Here is a 17208-nt window from a genome sequence, read left to right as displayed (position 1 = left end):
TGTCACTGAAAGCGTGCGCGATACTCCCCCGGCGTCAGGCCAAACTGGCGCCGGAACAGACGGCTAAAATAGTCGCTATCGGCATAGCCGCAGCGCTTCGCCACTTCCCCCACCGGCAGGTGGTATTTTTGCAGGATGGTTCTCGCCTTCGCCATACGCACCCAACGAACGTAATCCACAAAACTCATCGTCCCCTGTTGGGAGAACAGGCGTGACAGATGGTTAGCCGAAATATTAAACAGCGCGGCGACGCTGTCCCGCGACAGGGATTCAGCATAGTTTTCCTGCACCCAGTTACAAATGCTCTGATAGAGGAAATCCCCGCGCGACAGTCCCGGTTCAGGCAGCGACGACACCACTTTCCGGCACCAATGCAGCAGGCTCAGCACCAGCGGTTGAATAATGGCCTGATCCTGCGGGGAAGCGCTCAGGTGCGTCAGGGCCATCAGCATCGCAGCACATTCGCCTCGTTCAGGATGAGGAAGCTCAACGTGTCGCTGCGCAGGCACGGAGCGCCCATGACGGGTATCATGAAACACCAGCCCCAGCCACGACGGCGCAAAAAGAATGCTCAGCAGCATGACCGGTCGTTCAAACACCGGGACGCTGGCGGCCTGGGCGGGAAGAAACAGCATTTCCCCCTGGCAGAGGGTCTGGTGCCCGGTAACCAGTCTGTTGCCATATTCCCCGCGAAGAACGACATCAAGCCGTGGCCAGTCGCGGCTCACGCTTCCGACAGCGTCAGACGCGCCACGTTGAGCAAACCAGACTCGCCCCAGCTGCTGTGGGTTGAGCACCAGGCCGCTCAACAGATCGGCAAAAAACTGCTGATCGGCGGGCAACAGGGTTGCGTGCATATCACCCCCTGCGCGCATCCGGGCGTACCAGATCGAAGCGATGGCTGTCACTGATGGCGTAGTAGGCCGTCGGTCCACCCGCACGCAGAATGGGCTGCGCTTTCGCGGTCTGGTAAATCCCCTCTTCCAGCAAACTCTCGGCGATATGGACGCCCACGACTTCGCCGAGCACCAGCCAGGTATCAATCGGTGTCCCATCCGCGCCGGTAAGCTGAATGCACTGTGACAATCGACACTCGAAATTCACCGGGCTTTCCGCCACGCGCGGCGAGCTCACAAGCTGGCTGGCTACGGGCGTCAGGCCTGCAAAGGTAAATTCATCCTCGCCATGAGGGAGCGTGGCGGAGGTTTCATTCATCGCCTCGGCCAGATCGCGCGTTGCGAGGTTCCAGACAAACTCCCCCGTTTCGGTAATATTCCGCACGCTATCCTTCCAGCCGTTGCTGGAAAAACCAATGATCGGTGGGCGATAGTTAAAGCAGTTAAAGAAGCTGTACGGGGCAAGGTTCAGTTGACCGGCCTTATCACAGGATGAGATCCAGCCAATCGGACGTGGACCGATAATGGCGTTCAGCGGGTCGTGCGGCAGGCCGTGCCCCTGAGACGGTTGGTAAAAGTACATGTCGCTCTCTCTACGCTGGGGCTGCAACGCGCATTGCCCGGGTTCAGTCTTTCCAGCGTAACGAAATTTCCGTTCAGCGTGAATCGGGACGCCGGGTTTATTGCCAAAAATTCATATGGCGCATGATTGTGACCTTCATCACTTCAAACTTACGGTTTCAGACAGTATCATCAGATAAGTTAAACCCTCGCTGCCAGACGGCGAGGGTTTTCTTTTGGATTGGTTTCTGCGTTACACGCAGCATTAACGACATGGAGTAAAAATGTCCAGACCTACGATTATCATCAATGAACTCGACGCAGAACGTATTGACCGACTGTTGGAGAAACCAGAATTCGCCTCGCTGCCGGTAGCCGATGCGCTGAACGAAGAGCTCGACCGGGCGCAGATGTGTACGCCTGAGACCATGCCGCATGATGTGGTCACCATGAACAGCCAGGTGAAGTTCCGCAACCTGACCACCGGAGAGGAGCTCACTCGTACGCTGGTCTATCCGGCGCAGATGACCGACAGCAGCACGCAACTGTCGGTGCTGGCACCCGTGGGCGCAGCGCTGCTTGGACTGCGCACGGGCGATACCATCCACTGGGAACTCCCGGGCGGCGCCTCAGCTCACCTGGAAGTGCTTGAGCTGCTCTACCAGCCCGAAGCCGCTGGCGATTACCTGCGTTAATCCCTTCTGAACAAGCGACCCCGCTTTGCACAGAGGATGCACCCGCATCCTCTTTCCGCAAATTCACCCTATTGTGCTATACCGGACAAAAACCGCTTAATCCACGCTTAGTCTGTTGTAGTGCCGTGGGGACGGTCATGGGTGAGATACTTGTTATCACACTGGTTTTTCTCATCATCCTGGCGATCCTCGTCGTGGCGGTGCTGTATCTTGAGCGCCACTGGTGAGTGAGGAACCTCACACAACGCCGCCGGGGAAGGCATTCACCAGTCCCTTCACTTTCTGCTGCGCTGCCTCCGGGGTATCTGCGCCAGGCACCAGGATCACCTTGCGGCACTCCTCCTCCCGTTTTTCGAAGATCTTATAGGCGCGTTCCGCATCAGCCAGCGGAAGATAGTGGGTCACAATATCTTCTGGGGTAAGCAGCCCTTTTTCGATGAGCGGCAGCAGCTCTCCCAGCCAGGCATGGACGTGGGTCTGCCCCATCTTAAAGCTCAGCCCTTTATCGAAGGCATCGCCAAACAGGAAGCCGTGAATAAAACCGGCGTACACGCCCGGCACGCTGACCACGCCGCCGCGCCGCACCGCAGCAATGCACTGGCGCAGGGCTTTGCCGCTGCTGCCTTCAATTTTCAGGTTACTGAGGATCGTTTCCGTGGTGCTGCCTTTGGCCTCAAACCCGACGGCATCAATCACCGCATCCACTCCGCGCTGTCCGGCCGTTTGCTCAATGATTTTCTCCGCCGCGTCGTTATCGTCATCAAAGTTAATCGGGATCGCGCCGTAGCGCTCCTGGGCAAACCGCAGTCGATAGGGATGATGGTCAACCACGAAAATCTGCTCTGCGCCGAGAAGCCGCGCGCAGGCAATGGTCAGTAACCCCACCGGCCCGGCCCCGAATACGGCGACGCTGGAGCCTTTCTGGATCTGCGCATTTTTTGCCGCCTGCCAGGCGGTAGGCAGAATATCTGACAGGAAAAGCGCTTTGTCGTCAGACAGCAGCTGGGGCACTTTAAACGGCCCCACGTTGCCTTTCGGGACGCGCACATACTCCGCCTGTCCGCCCGGCACGCCGCCGTAAAGATGGCTGTAGCCAAACAGCGCGGCAGGGGCGGGAATTTGCTTTTTGTTCAGCGCCGCGCCCTGCCCGCGGTTCGTGTTTTCGCAGGCCGCGTACTGTTGCATCTGGCAAAAGAAGCAGTCACCGCAGGCAATCACAAACGGGATCACCACCCGGTCACCTTTCTGCACGTTTTTCACTTCGCTCCCGCACTCCACCACCTCGCCCATAAATTCATGACCAAAGATATCGCCGTGCTGGACCTTGGGAATTTTTCCGCGATAAAGATGCAAATCAGAACCACAGATCGCCGTGGCCGTTACGCGCAGGATGATATCGTCAGGCTGTTCGATGCCCGGATCGGGGACATTATCGACCCGAACATGATGTGGACCGTGATAGGTGAGAGCTTTCATGCAACCTCCGAAAGGGTGTGGGTAAGCTTATAAAAGGGTAGCTACCTCTCGGGATCTGCCCCGGAATCCGGCTGTTTTGAGATTTATCCTGGCGAGATAAAAAAGTGCTGTCGGGATTACAGAAACCTTTTATATTTTGTGGTTGAATGATTTCAGCGTTTATAAACAAGGAGAAACGGTTATGTATCAAACAATCATTATGCCGGTTGATGTTTTCGAAATGGAACTGAGTGATAAGGCTGTACGTCACGCGGAATTTCTCGCGCAGCAGGACGGAGTTATTCATCTTCTGCATGTTTTACCGGGCTCTGCCAGCCTGAGCCTGCATCGTTTCGCTGCTGATGTGCGTCGTTTTGAAGAGCATTTACAGCATGAAGCCGAGACACGCCTGCAAACCATGGTCGGGCACTTCAGCATCGATCCTTCCCGCATCAAAACCCACGTCCGGTTCGGTAGCGTGCGCGACGCCGTTAATGAGCTGGCGGGAGAATTAAATGCCGACGTGGTAGTGATTGGTTCACGTAACCCTTCCATCACCACTCACCTGCTGGGGTCGAACGCCTCCAGCGTAATCCGCCACACCCACATTCCGGTGATGGTCGTGAGATAAAAAAAGAGGCCACCTTTTGGTGGCCTCTGGCATTGCAGGTGTCGTCTTGCTTTCTTTTATTATGCGGTTTTGGTGCGGATCAGATAATCAAACGAGCTCAGCGACGCTTTCGCACCTTCGCCAGTGGCGATGATGATCTGTTTGTACGGCACGGTGGTGCAGTCGCCCGCCGCAAATACGCCCTTCACGCTGGTTTCGCATTTCGCATCAATGATGATCTCGCCCATGCGGTTGCGCTCAATCGCGCCTTCCAGCCAGGTGGTGTTTGGCAGCAGGCCAATCTGAACAAAGATCCCTGCCAGCGCCACGCTGTGGATATCGCCACTCACGCGGTCACGGTATTCCAGACCGGTCACTTTGCTGCCGTCGCCTTTCACTTCTGTCGTCTGGGCATTGAGCACAATATCGACGTTATTCAGGCTACGCACCTTATCCTGCAACACCTGGTCCGCTTTCATCTCCGGGGCGAATTCCAGCAGGGTAACGTGTTCAACAATTCCCGCCAGATCGATAGCCGCTTCCACACCGGAGTTACCGCCGCCGATCACCGCTACGCGTTTACCTTTGAACAGCGGGCCGTCACAGTGCGGGCAATAGGTCACGCCTTTGGTGCGGTACTGATCTTCGCCCGGGACGTTCATGTTGCGCCATTTCGCGCCGGTGGCAATGATCACGCTGCGCGCCTTCAGCACCGCGCCGGACGCCGTTTCTATCTGGTGCAAACCACCCTCGACCGCAGCCGGAACCAGTTTGCTGGCGCTCTGGCTGTCAATGACATCCACGTCGTAGTCGCTGACGTGCGCTTTCAACGCCCCGGCCAGCTTCTGGCCTTCGGTTTTCGGCACGGAAATGTAGTTTTCAATGTCAACGGTATCCAGAACCTGACCACCGAAACGCTCGCCCATCAGACCGGTACGGATCCCTTTACGTGCGGAGTAGACCGCTGCCGCCGCGCCCGCCGGGCCGGAGCCAACAATCAGTACGTCGTACGCATCGCGTTGGTTCAACTCTTCTGCCGCACGTTTTTCTGCGCCGGTATCCACTTTGGCGACGATTTCGGTCAAGGTCATACGCCCCTGGCCGAACTCCTGACCATTCAGGTAAACCGCCGGAACGCCCATCACGTTGCGCTCGGTGATTTCGTTCTGGAACGTACCGCCGTCAATCGCCGTGTGCTTAATGCGTGGGTTGAGGACTGACATCAGGTTCAGCGCCTGCACCACGTCCGGACAGTTGTGGCAGGAGAGTGAGTAATAGGTTTCAAACTCAAAATCACCGTCGATATCGCGGATCTGCTCCAGCAGCGCCTGCGCTTCTTTTGACGGATGACCACCGGTCCACAGCAGCGCCAGCACCAGCGAGGTAAATTCATGCCCCAGCGGAGAGCCCGCGAAACGCGGCCCCTGGTCAGACCCTGGGTTAGCGATCAGGAAAGAAGGCTTACGGACTGCCAGCGTGTTGTCTTCTTTGAAGGTCACTTTCGGCGACAGCTCAGCAATCTCTGTCAGCAGCGCTTTGATTTCTGCCGATTTCGCGCTGTCGTCCAGCGTGGCAATCAGCTCAACAGGTTTGGTCAGTTTCTCAAGGTAGGCCTTGAGCTGGGTTTTCATGTTAGCGTCGAGCATTATTCTTCCCTCTCTTAAAACGTCATCATGCAAGCCGCCTTATACGGGCTGCCTGAATGCAACTTGCATCATGGTGCTGGAATGAAATGGGCGCGGGGAGCGCCCATTGATTGCCGGGTGGCACTTCGTTTACCCGGCCTACGATACTGTAGGCCTGTGCAAGCGTAGCGCCGCCAGGCTTTACAGACTTAGATCTTGCCGACCAGGTCCAGAGATGGAGCCAGCGTCGCTTCGCCTTCTTTCCATTTCGCCGGGCACACTTCGCCTGGGTGAGAAGCAACGTACTGAGCCGCTTTCACTTTGCGCAGCAGGTCAGATGCATCACGGCCGATACCTTCAGCGGTAACTTCGATAGCCTGGATAATGCCCTGCGGGTCAACAACGAAGGTCGCGCGGTCAGCCAGGCCTTCATCTTCACGCATGTTGTCGAAGTTACGGGTCAGGGCGCCAGTCGGGTCGCCGATCATCGCGTATTTGATTTTCGCGATAGTTTCAGAGCTGCTGTGCCACGCTTTGTGGGTGAAGTGGGTATCGGTAGAAACAGAGTAAACGTCTACGCCCAGCTTTTGCAGTTCTTCGTAGTGGTCTGCCACGTCACCCAGTTCGGTCGGGCAAACGAAGGTGAAGTCAGCCGGATAGAAGAAGAACACGCTCCAGCGGCCTTCGGTATCTTTCTCAGTTACTTCGATGAACTCACCGTTTTTGAACGCCTGGTTTTTGAAAGGTTTAATTTTGGTGTTAATCAAGGACATCTGTACTTCCTCCGTGTTTTCGTTGAGATGTAAGGTAACCAACTTTGTTCATCGGGGCTAATGCGTATGCTTTATCAAATCAATCAGCCAAACCTTACAACAGCAACAAGACAGCAAGGTGAACCTTTTACAGGAAAGCCTGAAAGTAAAAAGGCCGCCTCAACGGGCGGCCCTGATACCTGAATTCCCCGCAGGTACATTCAGTGCCAGCCGAAGCTGGCGTTGCGTTGCGCTCTACATACCTTGTATCAAGGCCGTAACAGCGGTTTGATTACAGCATCCGTGCGCGCATTGAGCAATGCATAAGAGGGATAGTCCTGCCTATGGTTGTGATAGGCAGAATCGAACAGGTCTCAGAAACGTTATAAATTTAATTTCATTATAAATTTCGCGCTATATATAAATGCCAGTTGTCATTCAAATAATTCAATCACACTTTAAAGATAAAATTATCTTAATAAATCTTGAAGTTGTGTTTCAATAATCCAAAGCCGTGATATATTAAGATCACTTAATTTTTAAATTAAGCGAGTTACCCCCACGGATTGTTAAAGGTAACTTCCCTCTGTCGTACTCCATGATGTGATAACGACAGCAAACACAGCACACTCAGGACGAAACATGGCCAACCTCTACGACCTAAAAAAATTCGATCTCAATCTGTTAGTCATCTTCGAATGCATTTACCAACATCTCAGTATCAGTAAGGCTGCCGAGACACTTTATATCACGCCATCCGCCGTGAGCCAGTCGCTGCAACGTCTGCGTGGCCAGCTCAATGACCCCCTGTTCATCCGCTCAGGTAAGGGAATTACGCCGACCACGGTGGGCACCAACCTGCATCATCATCTTGAACAGAATCTCAACCAAATTGAGCAGACGATCAACATGATGCATCACTCGGACATCAAGAAAAAGTTCGTTATCTATTGCTCTCAAATGATGTCGCCCGGCTATATGCTCGAACCAATGAAGCTGCTAATGTCAGAGGATAATTATGAGATAGAACAACGAGATATGCTTATCTCTCCGGAATCCGCAGAGGACCTGCTCGCCTACCGTAAAGCCGACCTGATCTTTACTATTGCCCCAATTAAGAATCGCTCTGTGGTGTGTTCTCACTTTGCCACGGTGCCAATAGCGTTAATCTGCCGAGAAAACCATCCAAGACTCGCCGATACGGTCAGTCTTGAAGCGTTATACCGGGAAAAATTCACCTTTTACCAGAGTGCGCACCCGGGCGTTAAAGAGTTCCAGAATCGCGCCAATGACGTTTTCCCGGAAAGAAATATTGCTTTTCGCACGGACTCCATCAGCTCGCTTATCTCCATGGTCAGTTCATCTGATCTGTTAGGCTTTATACCCGTATCAATCTATGAAGCCTATAAAGAGACGTTAAAATTAAAACGGATCGCCGCCCCATTTGAATTGCCCGAAATACATGTCTATATGCTTTACAGCCGTTCATCGCTGAACAGCAGTGTTTTTTCAACGTTCATTGAGAAAATGCATAAACTCTGTCTTTCCGCTCCATCTGCGTAAAATCATTTATATGATGAATATAAAAATCGCAAACTAAAAAAATGATCCCGTGAAAATAATGAAAAATGATTTCATAATATCGTCTTAATTTTTTCCAGACATTTAACACGCAGGATGCGATTAACCATGTCGATCTATAAAATCCCTTTACAGGAAAATGTTTTAGACGCTTCAGCGGAACGCATAGACTGGACGCTAAACAATTTATCCAGGGTATGCGTTTCTTTTCCGGTGGAAAAGATTCTACCGTGATGCTGCATCTCGTTGCCCAGCAAGCACGGCAATTAAAGCGAAAAATAGATGTCATCTTTCTGGACTGGGAAGCGCAATTCTCCTCAACCATTCAGCATGTTGACACGATGAGAACGCTGTATCGGGATGTTATCCATCAGTTCTGGTGGGTAGCGCTTCCGCTCACGACCCAGAACGCCCTGTCACAGTTTCAACCTGAATGGCAGTGCTGGGAACCCGGGACAAACTGGGTTCGCCAGCCACCGGAAGATGCCATTACCGATTATCACTATTTCGATTTTTATCAGCAGGGAATGACGTTTGAAGTCTTCGTGCGAGAGTTTGCCGAATGGTATGCGCAAAAACGTCCTGCCGCCGTTATGGTGGGGATCCGCGCCGATGAATCCTACAACCGCTTTCTGGCTATCGCGTCGGCACGTAAGCAGCGCTTTTCTGACGATAAACCCTGGACGACCGTCGCACCGGGCGGGCACACCTGGTACATCTACCCTCTGTACGACTGGAAAACCGCCGACATCTGGACGTGGTTCGCGAAATCAAAATGTTGCTATAACCCGTTATACGACCTGATGTACAAGGCGGGGGTGCCGCCGCGTTATATGCGCATCTGCGAACCGTTTGGCCCGGAACAGCGTCAGGGCTTGTGGCTCTATCATGTCATTGAACCCGAACGCTGGGCGGCGATGTGTGAGCGTGCCTGCGGGGTGCGCAGCGGCGGTATTTATGCCGGGCACGATAACCATTTTTATGGCCACCGGAAGATCCTGAAACCAGACCATCTTGGCTGGCGCGAATACGCCATGCTGCTACTCGACAGCATGCCGCAAAATACGGCGGAGCATTACCGCAATAAAATTGCGGTTTATCTCCACTGGTATCAAAAGCGAGGCATGAACGATATTCCCGATACGCAGGAGGGCGACATTGGCGCCAAGGACATCCCCTCCTGGCGACGTATCTGTAAGGTTTTACTTAATAACGATTACTGGTGCAGGGCCCTGTCATTTAGCCCAAATAAGCCTAAACACTATCAGCGCTACAGCGACAGAGTGAAAGCAAAACGCAAGGAGTGGGGGATTTTATGCAACAACGAATAATCACCGAAATGGAAACGTACCTTCAGGCACTTTCTGAGGAAGAGCGAATAGCCGCTATTAATGCGTTTCGTCAGGCATTACATGAAATCAGCCCTTTTCGCGATCAGCCCGTCGATTGCGTATTGTGGATAAAAAAGACAAACATCAGCGCTAACGATTACAACCCAAATAACGTCGCGCCACCGGAAAAGCGGCTACTCAGCAAGTCACTGGAGCTGGATGGATTCACACAGCCTATCGTGGTGACGGAAAATGCGCCACAGCACTACGAAATTGTCGATGGTTTTCACCGCCATGATATCGGCAGTAATCGGGCGACCCTGAAGCGCCAGCTTAAGGGTTACCTTCCTGTCACCTGCCTGCGTAAAGCGCGGCAGGAAAAATTCGACCGCATGGCTGCGACCATTCGCCACAACCGCGCGCGCGGACGCCACCAGATCAACGCCATGTCAGAAATCGTGCGCGAGCTGGTGCTTATGGGCTGGAGTGAGCAGAAAATTGGCCAGGAGTTGGGTATGGACAGCGATGAGGTACTGCGTCTGAAGCAGATCAACGGTCTGCTCGAACTCTTCGCAGACCGTCGTTTTTCTGAAGCCTGGACGGTGAAATAGTCAGAGCGCGTTTAACCGCGCTGCCGCTGCCAGCAGCGTCGATTCCTGCTTCGCAAAGCAAAGTCGGATCAGCTTATGCGGGAAGGGATCGGCGCAGAACACCGACAGCGGAATGGCCGCCACGCCCACCTCTTTCGTCAGCCACTGGCAGAAACTCACGTCGTCCAGATCGGAAATCGCGCTGTAGTCGGCCAGCAGGAAATAGGTCCCTTCACAGGGTAAAATCTCCAGACGGCTTTTGCTCAACGCAGCCACAAACCGATCCCGACGCGCACGGTAGAAATCCGGTAGCTCACGGTAGTGTCCGGGTTCGCTGCGCAGCATATCCGCCAGCGCCAGCTGAGCGGGTGTGTTCACCGCAAACGTCAGATACTGATGCACTTTACGCAACTCAGCGCTGATGGCGGCGGGCGCCACGCAGTAACCGACCTTCCAGCCGGTCATATGGTAGGTTTTGCCAAATGACGATACCGCGATTGCACGCTCACGAAGCTGCGGATGCGCCAGCACGCTGGCATGCCCCTCTTCGGCGAAGCAGATATGCTCATACACCTCGTCGCTCAGAACATAGATTTCACGTTCGGCGATGGCCTGCCACAGGGCGGCAAAATCGCTCTTCTGCCACACCGTCGCCGATGGGTTGTGCGGCGTATTCAGGATCACCAGCCGGGTTTTATCGCTCAGCAGCGCGGCAAACGCCTGCCAGTCCGGACGAAAATGCGGCGGCTGGAGCGCCACGCGTTTCACTACGCCGCCGGCCAGTTCAATCGCCGGGGCGTAGCTATCGTAGCTTGGGTCAAAACAAATAACCTCATCGCCCGTACGCACCAGGGCGGTTATCGCCGCATACAGCGCTTCGGTCGCCCCTGCGGTTACCGTGATATCGCTGTTCGCATCAGGTTTATAGCCATACAGCTCAGCCGTTTTATCCGCAATGGCTTCACGCAACGCCTGCACGCCGGTCATCGGCGCGTACTGGTTTGCCCCCTGCGCCACGTGGTACGCCAGACGCTCCTGCAAATAGCGCGGGCCGTCAAAATCCGGGAACCCCTGCGAGAGGTTAATGGCGTTATGCTGCTGCGCCAGAGCGCTCATCCGGGTAAAAATTGTCGTGCCGAGATTTGGAAGTTTACTATGCGGGATCAACGGGTTATTGCTCATTGTAGTGTGCCTGCCTGTAATACTTATGTTGCTGACACTATAACACGATGTTAGTCTTTGGCAATCAAGACGCTTAGACGTCTAAACGATATAAATATTCCTGACCGAGAGGGTAAAAGGAAATGACAGACAACCTGCAACTCACACACCTGGTCGAGGCCTGCCGCTGGATTGGCGCAAAAGGCTGGGCGCCCGCTACCGGCGGCAATATGTCCGTGCGTCAGGATGAACACCTGTGCTGGCTGAGCGAATCCGGAAAAGACAAAGGCAGCCTGACCACCGCCGATTTTCTACAGGTTGAAATCGCCACCAACCGTGCGCCGTCTGGCCGTAAACCGTCGGCAGAGACCGGGCTGCATACCCTCATCTATCGCCTGTTTCCCGAGGCTAACGCCGTCCTGCACGTTCACACCGTCAATGCCACGGTGCTGTCGCGTCTGGTTAACGAGGCCGAGCTGAAGATCACCGGTTTCGAGATGCAAAAATCCCTTTCCGGGCAGACCACGCACCAGGATACGGTGGCCATCCCGGTGTTTGATAACGACCAGGACATCGACGCCCTCGCCTCGCGCATCGCCCATTACGCGCAGGCACGCCCGCTTAATTATGGTTTTCTTCTGCGCGGCCATGGCTTAACCTGCTGGGGACGCGACGTGGCCGAAGCCCGCCGTCATCTGGAAGGTTTAGAATTCTTATTTGAATGCGAAATGCGTTTACGACAATGGGAGAGAGTATGATTCGCGCGATTGTGACGGATATTGAAGGGACCACCAGCGATATCCGTTTTGTCCATGATGTTTTGTTCCCCTACGCGCGTGAGCGGCTGGCGGCCTTCGTGACCGCGCAGCAGTACGCCGAGCCGGTCAAATCGATTCTGGACAACCTGCGCGATGAAATCAGCGCTCCGCATGCCAGCGTCAGCGATCTCATCAACGTGCTGTTTACCTTTATGGATGAAGACCGCAAATCGACGGCGCTCAAAGCCCTGCAAGGCATCATCTGGCAGGACGGTTACGTCAACGGTGACTTTACCGGACACCTCTATCCTGACGTACTACCCGCGCTGGAAAAATGGAAGGCGCAAGGGATTGATCTCTATGTTTATTCCTCTGGCTCCGTCACCGCGCAGAAACTGTTATTTGGCTACAGCGACGAAGGTGATATTACTCATCTGTTCAGCGGCTATTTTGATACCCACATTGGCGCCAAGCGCGAGGTGCAGTCTTATCAAAATATTGCGGCGCAAACGGGCATTGCCCCGTCGCAGATCCTGTTTCTGTCGGATATTCATCAGGAGCTGGACGCGGCTGAACAGGCGGGTTTTCGCACCCTACAACTGATTCGCGGTGAAGATGACGGCGCAAGCCATCATCATCAGATCCACCAGTTTGACGAGATTAATCCGGAGCAGATCCCTTCATGAGCGCATTGACCATTTATTCCGATAAAGACGCCAGTCAGCACCAGTGGCACAGCACCGACGCCGCCGAGATTGCCCAACAGCTGAACGCCAAAGGCGTGCGGTTTGAACGCTGGGCGGCGGATCGCGATTTAGGGCACGATCCCGCGCCTGAAGCCGTGATCGCGGCGTATCAGCATGCGATCGACAAGCTGGTGGCAGAGAAAGGTTACCAGAGCTGGGATGTGATCAGCCTGCGCGCCGACAATCCGCAGAAAGAGGCGCTGCGCGCGAAGTTCCTGAACGAACACACTCACGGTGAAGACGAAGTGCGCTTTTTCGTGGAAGGGGCGGGATTGTTCTGCCTGCACATCGGCGATGAAGTGTATCAGGTGCTGTGCGAGAAAAACGACCTGATTTCCGTTCCCGCGGGCACGCCGCACTGGTTTGATATGGGCTCAGAGCCGAACTTTACGGCGATTCGTATTTTCGATAACCCGGAGGGTTGGGTCGCACAGTTTACCGGGGATGCGATTGCGGATGCGTATCCACGCCTGGCATAGTCTGAACAGGCACGGTCAGCCCCCTCTCCCTGTGGGAGAGGGTTGGGGTGAGGGCACTCGCGCGCACTACGCGTTAAGCCCCTTAACATACCCCACCAGCTGATCCAGCACAACACCCTACCCTTCATGGAAGCCCATCTGCTCATGCTGCTCGCGGATCTCCTTCGTCGGATGACGCGCAATCGCTGAGGTCGCGCGGTGCATCCACCACGCGCTCCAGTTTTAAGTCTGTGTCAGGATCGAGCGTCACGATGTTGTCCTCTCAGGGAACGCCCTTAAAGGATAGCCGGACTCAGGCAAATTTCCCTTTCGCTACCTCGTCCGGTGTGACCACGCCTGTATCCAGCACCCAGCCGCTAATCAGCGAGGCGGGGGTGACGTCAAACGCCGGGTTATAGACCTGCGCCTCTTGCGGCGCCCACTGCACCGCGCCAAAGCTCCCCGCCACGCCCGTCACTTCACTGGCCGCGCGCTGCTCAATCGGGATTGCGTCACCGTTCGGGCAGTCCGGGTCGAGGGTCGTTTGCGGGGCAGCGACGTAGAACGGAATGCCGTGAAACTTCGCCAGCACCGCCAGGGAATAGGTGCCGATTTTGTTCGCCACGTCGCCGTTGGCGGCAATGCGGTCTGCACCCACCCACACGGCGTCCACCTGCCCTTTTGCCATCAGGCTGGCGGCCATGGAGTCGGTAATCAGCTGATACGGTACGCCCAGCTCGCCGAGTTCCCACGCGGTCAGCCTGCCGCCCTGCAATAGCGGACGGGTTTCATCCACCCAGACGTTGCTTACCTTGCCTTCCTGATGCGCGCGAGCAATCACCCCCAGCGCGGTACCGACGCCCGCCGTCGCCAGCCCGCCGGTGTTGCAGTGGGTCAGCAGACGGCTGCCGCGCTTCACCAGCGCGCTGCCCGCACTGGCAATAGCGTCACAGAGCCGTTTGTCTTCGTCAATCAGCCGCAGCGCTTCAGCCACCAGCGCCGGAATATAATCTTCCTGCCACAGCGCAATCTTCATGCGATCGAGGTTATTCATCAGGTTCACCGCCGTCGGGCGGGAGGCGCGCAGGGTTTCCAGCGCCACCGCCAGCTCGTCGCGGCTTTTGCCGCTTTCCGCTAACAGCGCCAGCAACAGGCTTGCAGAGAGACCAATCAGCGGCGCGCCGCGCACCCGCAGGGTGTGGATGTGCCCGACTAGCGCCTCGACCGTCGAGGCATCCAGCCAGCGTTTCTCCTGTGGAAGCGCCTGCTGGTCGAGAATAAAGAGCTGATTATCCGCCACCCGCAGGCTGGTCGTCTGTAATGTCTGCATGTCGTTAATTCCCTGTTGCGTTGTTGTAGCACATTGTGTCAGGATGAATTCCAGATGTATAGACGTCTACATGTCTTAATTAGCAAAACTGAGGAGCAGGCCATGTCGCAATACCGTACCTTTACCGCTCAGGACGCCGTGGAGTATGCCAGGCAGTTTGGCGGACTTGACGATCCTTCATCGCTGGTAGAGGCGCAGGAAATCGGCGACGGCAACCTCAACCTGGTCTTTAAAATTTTCGACCGCGCGGGCGTGAGCCGCATCGTCGTTAAGCAGGCGCTGCCCTATGTACGCTGCGTCGGCGAATCCTGGCCGCTGACGCTGGATCGTGCCCGTCTTGAAGCGCAAACCCTGGTCGAGCATTACCAGCACAGCCCGCAGCACACGGTGAAAATCCACCACTTTGACCCGGAACTGGCGGTGATGGTGATGGAAGATCTCTCCAGCCATCGCATCTGGCGCGGCGAGCTGATTAACAACATTTACTACCCCCAGGCGGCGCGTCAGCTGGGGGAATATCTGGCTCACACCCTGTTCCACACCAGCGATTTTTATCTGCATCCGCACGATAAAAAAGCGCAGGTAGCGAAATTCATCAACCCGGAGATGTGCGAGATCACCGAAGATCTGTTCTTTAACGATCCGTACCAGATCCACGCGCGCAACAGCTACCCGGCCGAGCTGGAAAACGATGTTGCCGCCCTGCGCGACGACGCCCAGCTTAAAATCGCCGTGGCCTCCCTCAAGCACCGCTTTTTCTCGCACGCCGAAGCCCTGCTGCACGGAGACATTCACAGCGGTTCGATTTTTGTGGCCGACGGCAGCCTGAAGGCCATCGACGCTGAGTTCGGCTATTTTGGGCCGATTGGCTTTGACGTTGGCACCGCCATCGGCAACCTGCTGCTGAACTTCTGCGGCCTGCCTGGGCACCTCGGCATTCGCGATGCCGCCGCCGCGCGCGAGCAGCGCCTGAACGATATTCAGGAACTGTGGAACACCTTCGCGGAGCGCTTCCAGGCGCTGGCAAACGAGAAAGCCCGCGACGCCGCACTCAGCGCGCCGGGCTATGCCTCCGCGTTCCTGAAAAAGGTCTGGCATGACGCCATCGGGTTCTGCGGCACCGAGCTGATTCGCCGCAGCGTCGGGCTTTCACACGTGGCGGATATCGATACCATCCAGGATGAAGCCATGCGCCACGAATGCCTCCGCCATGCAATATCCCTCGGTAAAGCGCTGATTGTCATTGCCGACCGCATCGACAGCGCGGAAGAGCTGGTGGCGCGAGTGCGGCAGTACAGCTGATTTTCTCCCTCTCCCTGTGGGAGAGGGCCGGGGTGAGGGCATCAAACCGCACTCACCCCAGATACTCAATCACCGACATCCCGCCGTTATAGTCCGTGCTGTAAATAATCCCCTGCGCATCCACAAACACGTCGCACGACTGGATCACCTGCGGGCGGTTGGGCCGCGTATCCATCATCCTCTCCGGCGCCGCGGGCACCAGCGCTCCCGTTTCTACCGGGCGATACGGATTGGAAATGTCATACGCGCGCACGCCCGCGTTCTGATACGTCGCAAAAATTAGCGTTGAGCTGACGAAGCTTCCCGGCCGGTTCTCGTGCAGGTTGTGCGGGCCGAAATGCGCCCCTTTCGCCACGTAGTCGGTTTCATCCGGCTGCGGGAAGGTCGAGATGCTGACCGGGTTCGACGGCTCGCGGATATCAAACAGCCAGATCAGCTTTTCGCCGTCTTCCTGATTGTCGAGCACCGCTTCGTCCAGCACCACCAGCAGGTCGCGGTCCGGCAGCGGCAGCGCGGTGTGCGTTCCGCCGCCAAACGGCGGGCTCCAGTTGCGATGGCTAATCAGCTTCGGCTGCGCGCGGTCCTTCACGTCCAGCAGCGTCAGGCCGCCGTCGCGCCAGCTGCCGTAGGCGGTGTCGCCGGCAATAATCGCATGGTGCAGGGCGTAACGTTTTCCTTCCGGCCAATCCGGCTTCTCACCTTCGGCCTGGTTCATCCCGGGCAGCCACCAGCGCCCCGCGACTTCAGGCTTACGCGGGTCCGCAAGATCGATGGTCAGAAAGATGTAGTCGGTAAAGCCGTCGATCAGCGCTGAAACGTAGGCCCAGCGGCCGCCGACGTACCAGATGCGGTGAATGCCGATGCCGCTCAGCGACAGAAAGCCGATTTCGCGCGGCCTGTCTGGCGTGGAGATATCAAAGACGCGAAGCCCGGCGCTCCAGCCTTTATCCTGCACGTCGCTGACGGTCTCCCCCACCTGGCGGGTGTAGTAGACCTTCTCATCGGCAAAACGCGTATCGGCAAACAGATCCCGGGCGTTAATCACCAGCAGCAAATCGTCGTGCGCCTGGAGGTGTACGTTCCAGGTACCCGGCGGCGCGGGCACGTAACCTGCGGCTTTTGGTTTTTTCGGATCGCGCACGTCGACAATGGAAAAGCCCTGCGACACCATATGACCGATATAGGCGAAACCACGGTGCACCATCAGCTGTACACCGTCCGGACGACCGCCCTGGTCGCTATGGCCAATCAGCCGCATATTGCGGCTGTATTCGGGAGGGGGTAATTGAGACACCTTATGCTCCTTACGCCCGGTGGCGCTACGCTTACCGGGCCTACGGGTACGAAATGTAGGCCG

The 17208-nt window shown here is 55.8% G+C and carries 17 protein-coding genes and 2 pseudogenes; 10 read left to right on the top strand and 9 right to left on the bottom strand.

Translation table 11 applies throughout. The annotated features are described in order from the left end of the window. Positions 1-2: 2 nt before the first annotated feature. Both O1721_RS10155 and O1721_RS10150 read right to left on the bottom strand, forming a co-directional pair. Entirely contained in the window at positions 3-857 is an 855-nt protein-coding gene (locus O1721_RS10155) for a helix-turn-helix domain-containing protein (protein WP_032647671.1), read from the bottom strand. Between the two features lies 1 nt (position 858). Then, a complete protein-coding gene (locus tag O1721_RS10150; RefSeq protein WP_003858756.1) occupies positions 859-1479 on the bottom strand; it encodes a flavin reductase family protein in 621 nt (206 codons plus the stop codon). A 262-nt stretch (positions 1480-1741) separates the two neighbouring features. Between O1721_RS10150 and rnk the strand changes: the two genes are divergently transcribed. Next, the gene (rnk, locus tag O1721_RS10145) at positions 1742-2152 is read left to right on the top strand and encodes a nucleoside diphosphate kinase regulator (protein ID WP_006809650.1); all 411 of its coding nucleotides are present in this window, start codon (positions 1742-1744) and stop codon (positions 2150-2152) included. 137 nt (positions 2153-2289) lie between these two features. Then, complete coding sequence (yldA, locus tag O1721_RS10140; protein WP_015571155.1) at positions 2290-2379, top strand: small membrane protein YldA; 90 nt, start codon at positions 2290-2292, stop codon at positions 2377-2379. A gap of 10 nt (positions 2380-2389) precedes the next feature. Here yldA and O1721_RS10135 read toward each other — a convergent pair whose 3' ends face one another. Further along, positions 2390-3628, bottom strand: coding sequence for a zinc-dependent alcohol dehydrogenase (locus O1721_RS10135; protein WP_015571156.1), 1239 nt, complete (start codon positions 3626-3628; stop codon positions 2390-2392). A 181-nt stretch (positions 3629-3809) separates the two neighbouring features. Here O1721_RS10135 and uspG point away from each other — a divergent pair, with 181 nt between their 5' ends. Then, positions 3810-4238, top strand: a complete 429-nt coding sequence (uspG, locus tag O1721_RS10130; RefSeq protein ID WP_006809652.1) for a universal stress protein UspG — start codon at positions 3810-3812, stop codon at positions 4236-4238. Between the two features lie 59 nt (positions 4239-4297). Here uspG and ahpF read toward each other — a convergent pair whose 3' ends face one another. Together ahpF and ahpC are read right to left on the bottom strand one after the other, a co-directional pair. Continuing rightward, positions 4298-5863, bottom strand: coding sequence for an alkyl hydroperoxide reductase subunit F (gene ahpF, locus O1721_RS10125; protein ID WP_017382489.1), 1566 nt, complete (start codon positions 5861-5863; stop codon positions 4298-4300). A 188-nt stretch (positions 5864-6051) separates the two neighbouring features. Next, positions 6052-6615, bottom strand: a complete 564-nt coding sequence (gene ahpC, locus O1721_RS10120) for an alkyl hydroperoxide reductase subunit C (RefSeq protein WP_014882974.1) — start codon at positions 6613-6615, stop codon at positions 6052-6054. A 621-nt stretch (positions 6616-7236) separates the two neighbouring features. On the opposite strand from ahpC, the gene citR reads away from it, so the two are divergent. From citR to O1721_RS10105, 3 genes and pseudogenes are all read left to right on the top strand, one after another. Further along, a complete protein-coding gene (citR, locus tag O1721_RS10115; protein ID WP_017382490.1) occupies positions 7237-8157 on the top strand; it encodes a DNA-binding transcriptional repressor CitR in 921 nt (306 codons plus the stop codon). 126 nt (positions 8158-8283) lie between these two features. Beyond that, positions 8284-9506 (top strand): annotated as a pseudogene (locus O1721_RS10110) (phosphoadenosine phosphosulfate reductase). Continuing rightward, complete coding sequence (locus O1721_RS10105; protein ID WP_023303279.1) at positions 9491-10117, top strand: IbrB-like domain-containing protein; 627 nt, start codon at positions 9491-9493, stop codon at positions 10115-10117. Before O1721_RS10110 ends, O1721_RS10105 begins: the two are co-directional and overlap by 16 nt. Here the strand turns inward: O1721_RS10105 and O1721_RS10100 are convergent, their stop codons facing one another. Next, positions 10118-11278 carry a pyridoxal phosphate-dependent aminotransferase gene (locus O1721_RS10100; RefSeq protein ID WP_032647667.1) on the bottom strand — a complete coding sequence of 387 codons (1161 nt, stop codon included), beginning with the start codon at positions 11276-11278 and terminating at the stop codon, positions 10118-10120. It abuts the gene before it with no gap. Positions 11279-11400: 122 nt separating this feature from the next. Here O1721_RS10100 and O1721_RS10095 point away from each other — a divergent pair, with 122 nt between their 5' ends. Genes O1721_RS10095 through O1721_RS10085 form a run of 3 tightly spaced genes read left to right on the top strand, consistent with a single transcriptional unit; the run spans position 11401 to position 13240 of the window. After that, positions 11401-12015: a methylthioribulose 1-phosphate dehydratase gene (locus O1721_RS10095; protein ID WP_032647665.1), complete on the top strand. Its 615-nt coding sequence runs from the start codon at positions 11401-11403 to the stop codon at positions 12013-12015. Continuing rightward, the gene (gene mtnC, locus O1721_RS10090; RefSeq protein ID WP_032647663.1) at positions 12012-12701 is read left to right on the top strand and encodes an acireductone synthase; all 690 of its coding nucleotides are present in this window, start codon (positions 12012-12014) and stop codon (positions 12699-12701) included. Before O1721_RS10095 ends, mtnC begins: the two co-directional genes overlap by 4 nt. Continuing rightward, on the top strand, positions 12698-13240 hold the full coding sequence (locus tag O1721_RS10085) for a 1,2-dihydroxy-3-keto-5-methylthiopentene dioxygenase (protein ID WP_023315605.1): 543 nt from the start codon (positions 12698-12700) through the stop codon (positions 13238-13240). Before mtnC ends, O1721_RS10085 begins: the two co-directional genes overlap by 4 nt. Before the next feature lie 117 nt (positions 13241-13357). On the opposite strand, the pseudogene O1721_RS10080 reads toward O1721_RS10085, so the two are convergent. Further along, positions 13358-13429, bottom strand: a pseudogene (locus O1721_RS10080) (polyketide cyclase); the annotation flags it as partial. Positions 13430-13532: 103 nt separating this feature from the next. Beyond that, positions 13533-14549, bottom strand: coding sequence for an S-methyl-5-thioribose-1-phosphate isomerase (gene mtnA / locus O1721_RS10075; protein ID WP_032647661.1), 1017 nt, complete (start codon positions 14547-14549; stop codon positions 13533-13535). A gap of 102 nt (positions 14550-14651) precedes the next feature. Between mtnA and mtnK the strand changes: the two genes are divergently transcribed. Continuing rightward, a complete protein-coding gene (gene mtnK / locus O1721_RS10070) occupies positions 14652-15851 on the top strand; it encodes an S-methyl-5-thioribose kinase (protein WP_032103099.1) in 1200 nt (399 codons plus the stop codon). A gap of 52 nt (positions 15852-15903) precedes the next feature. Here mtnK and O1721_RS10065 read toward each other — a convergent pair whose 3' ends face one another. Then, positions 15904-17145, bottom strand: a complete 1242-nt coding sequence (locus O1721_RS10065; protein WP_032647659.1) for an LVIVD repeat-containing protein — start codon at positions 17143-17145, stop codon at positions 15904-15906. Between the last annotated feature and the right edge of the window lie 63 nt (positions 17146-17208).

This window comes from Enterobacter cloacae complex sp. HYC033_NIDB (assembly GCF_056673335.1).
Note: the sequence above shows the minus strand (reverse complement) of the source record. Positions and strands in the feature narration are given on the sequence as shown.

What these genes read in the sequence shown, in the direction of transcription:
- O1721_RS10155 (WP_032647671.1), bottom strand. Translation starts at nt 857, where the DNA reads ATGCACGCAACCCTGTTGCCCGCCGATCAGCAGTTTTTTGCCGATCTG.
- O1721_RS10150 (WP_003858756.1), bottom strand. Translation starts at nt 1,479, where the DNA reads ATGTACTTTTACCAACCGTCTCAGGGGCACGGCCTGCCGCACGACCCG.
- rnk (WP_006809650.1), top strand. Translation starts at nt 1,742, where the DNA reads ATGTCCAGACCTACGATTATCATCAATGAACTCGACGCAGAACGTATT.
- yldA (WP_015571155.1), top strand. Translation starts at nt 2,290, where the DNA reads ATGGGTGAGATACTTGTTATCACACTGGTTTTTCTCATCATCCTGGCG.
- O1721_RS10135 (WP_015571156.1), bottom strand. Translation starts at nt 3,628, where the DNA reads ATGAAAGCTCTCACCTATCACGGTCCACATCATGTTCGGGTCGATAAT.
- uspG (WP_006809652.1), top strand. Translation starts at nt 3,810, where the DNA reads ATGTATCAAACAATCATTATGCCGGTTGATGTTTTCGAAATGGAACTG.
- ahpF (WP_017382489.1), bottom strand. Translation starts at nt 5,863, where the DNA reads ATGCTCGACGCTAACATGAAAACCCAGCTCAAGGCCTACCTTGAGAAA.
- ahpC (WP_014882974.1), bottom strand. Translation starts at nt 6,615, where the DNA reads ATGTCCTTGATTAACACCAAAATTAAACCTTTCAAAAACCAGGCGTTC.
- citR (WP_017382490.1), top strand. Translation starts at nt 7,237, where the DNA reads ATGGCCAACCTCTACGACCTAAAAAAATTCGATCTCAATCTGTTAGTC.
- O1721_RS10105 (WP_023303279.1), top strand. Translation starts at nt 9,491, where the DNA reads ATGCAACAACGAATAATCACCGAAATGGAAACGTACCTTCAGGCACTT.
- O1721_RS10100 (WP_032647667.1), bottom strand. Translation starts at nt 11,278, where the DNA reads ATGAGCAATAACCCGTTGATCCCGCATAGTAAACTTCCAAATCTCGGC.
- O1721_RS10095 (WP_032647665.1), top strand. Translation starts at nt 11,401, where the DNA reads ATGACAGACAACCTGCAACTCACACACCTGGTCGAGGCCTGCCGCTGG.
- mtnC (WP_032647663.1), top strand. Translation starts at nt 12,012, where the DNA reads ATGATTCGCGCGATTGTGACGGATATTGAAGGGACCACCAGCGATATC.
- O1721_RS10085 (WP_023315605.1), top strand. Translation starts at nt 12,698, where the DNA reads ATGAGCGCATTGACCATTTATTCCGATAAAGACGCCAGTCAGCACCAG.
- mtnA (WP_032647661.1), bottom strand. Translation starts at nt 14,549, where the DNA reads ATGCAGACATTACAGACGACCAGCCTGCGGGTGGCGGATAATCAGCTC.
- mtnK (WP_032103099.1), top strand. Translation starts at nt 14,652, where the DNA reads ATGTCGCAATACCGTACCTTTACCGCTCAGGACGCCGTGGAGTATGCC.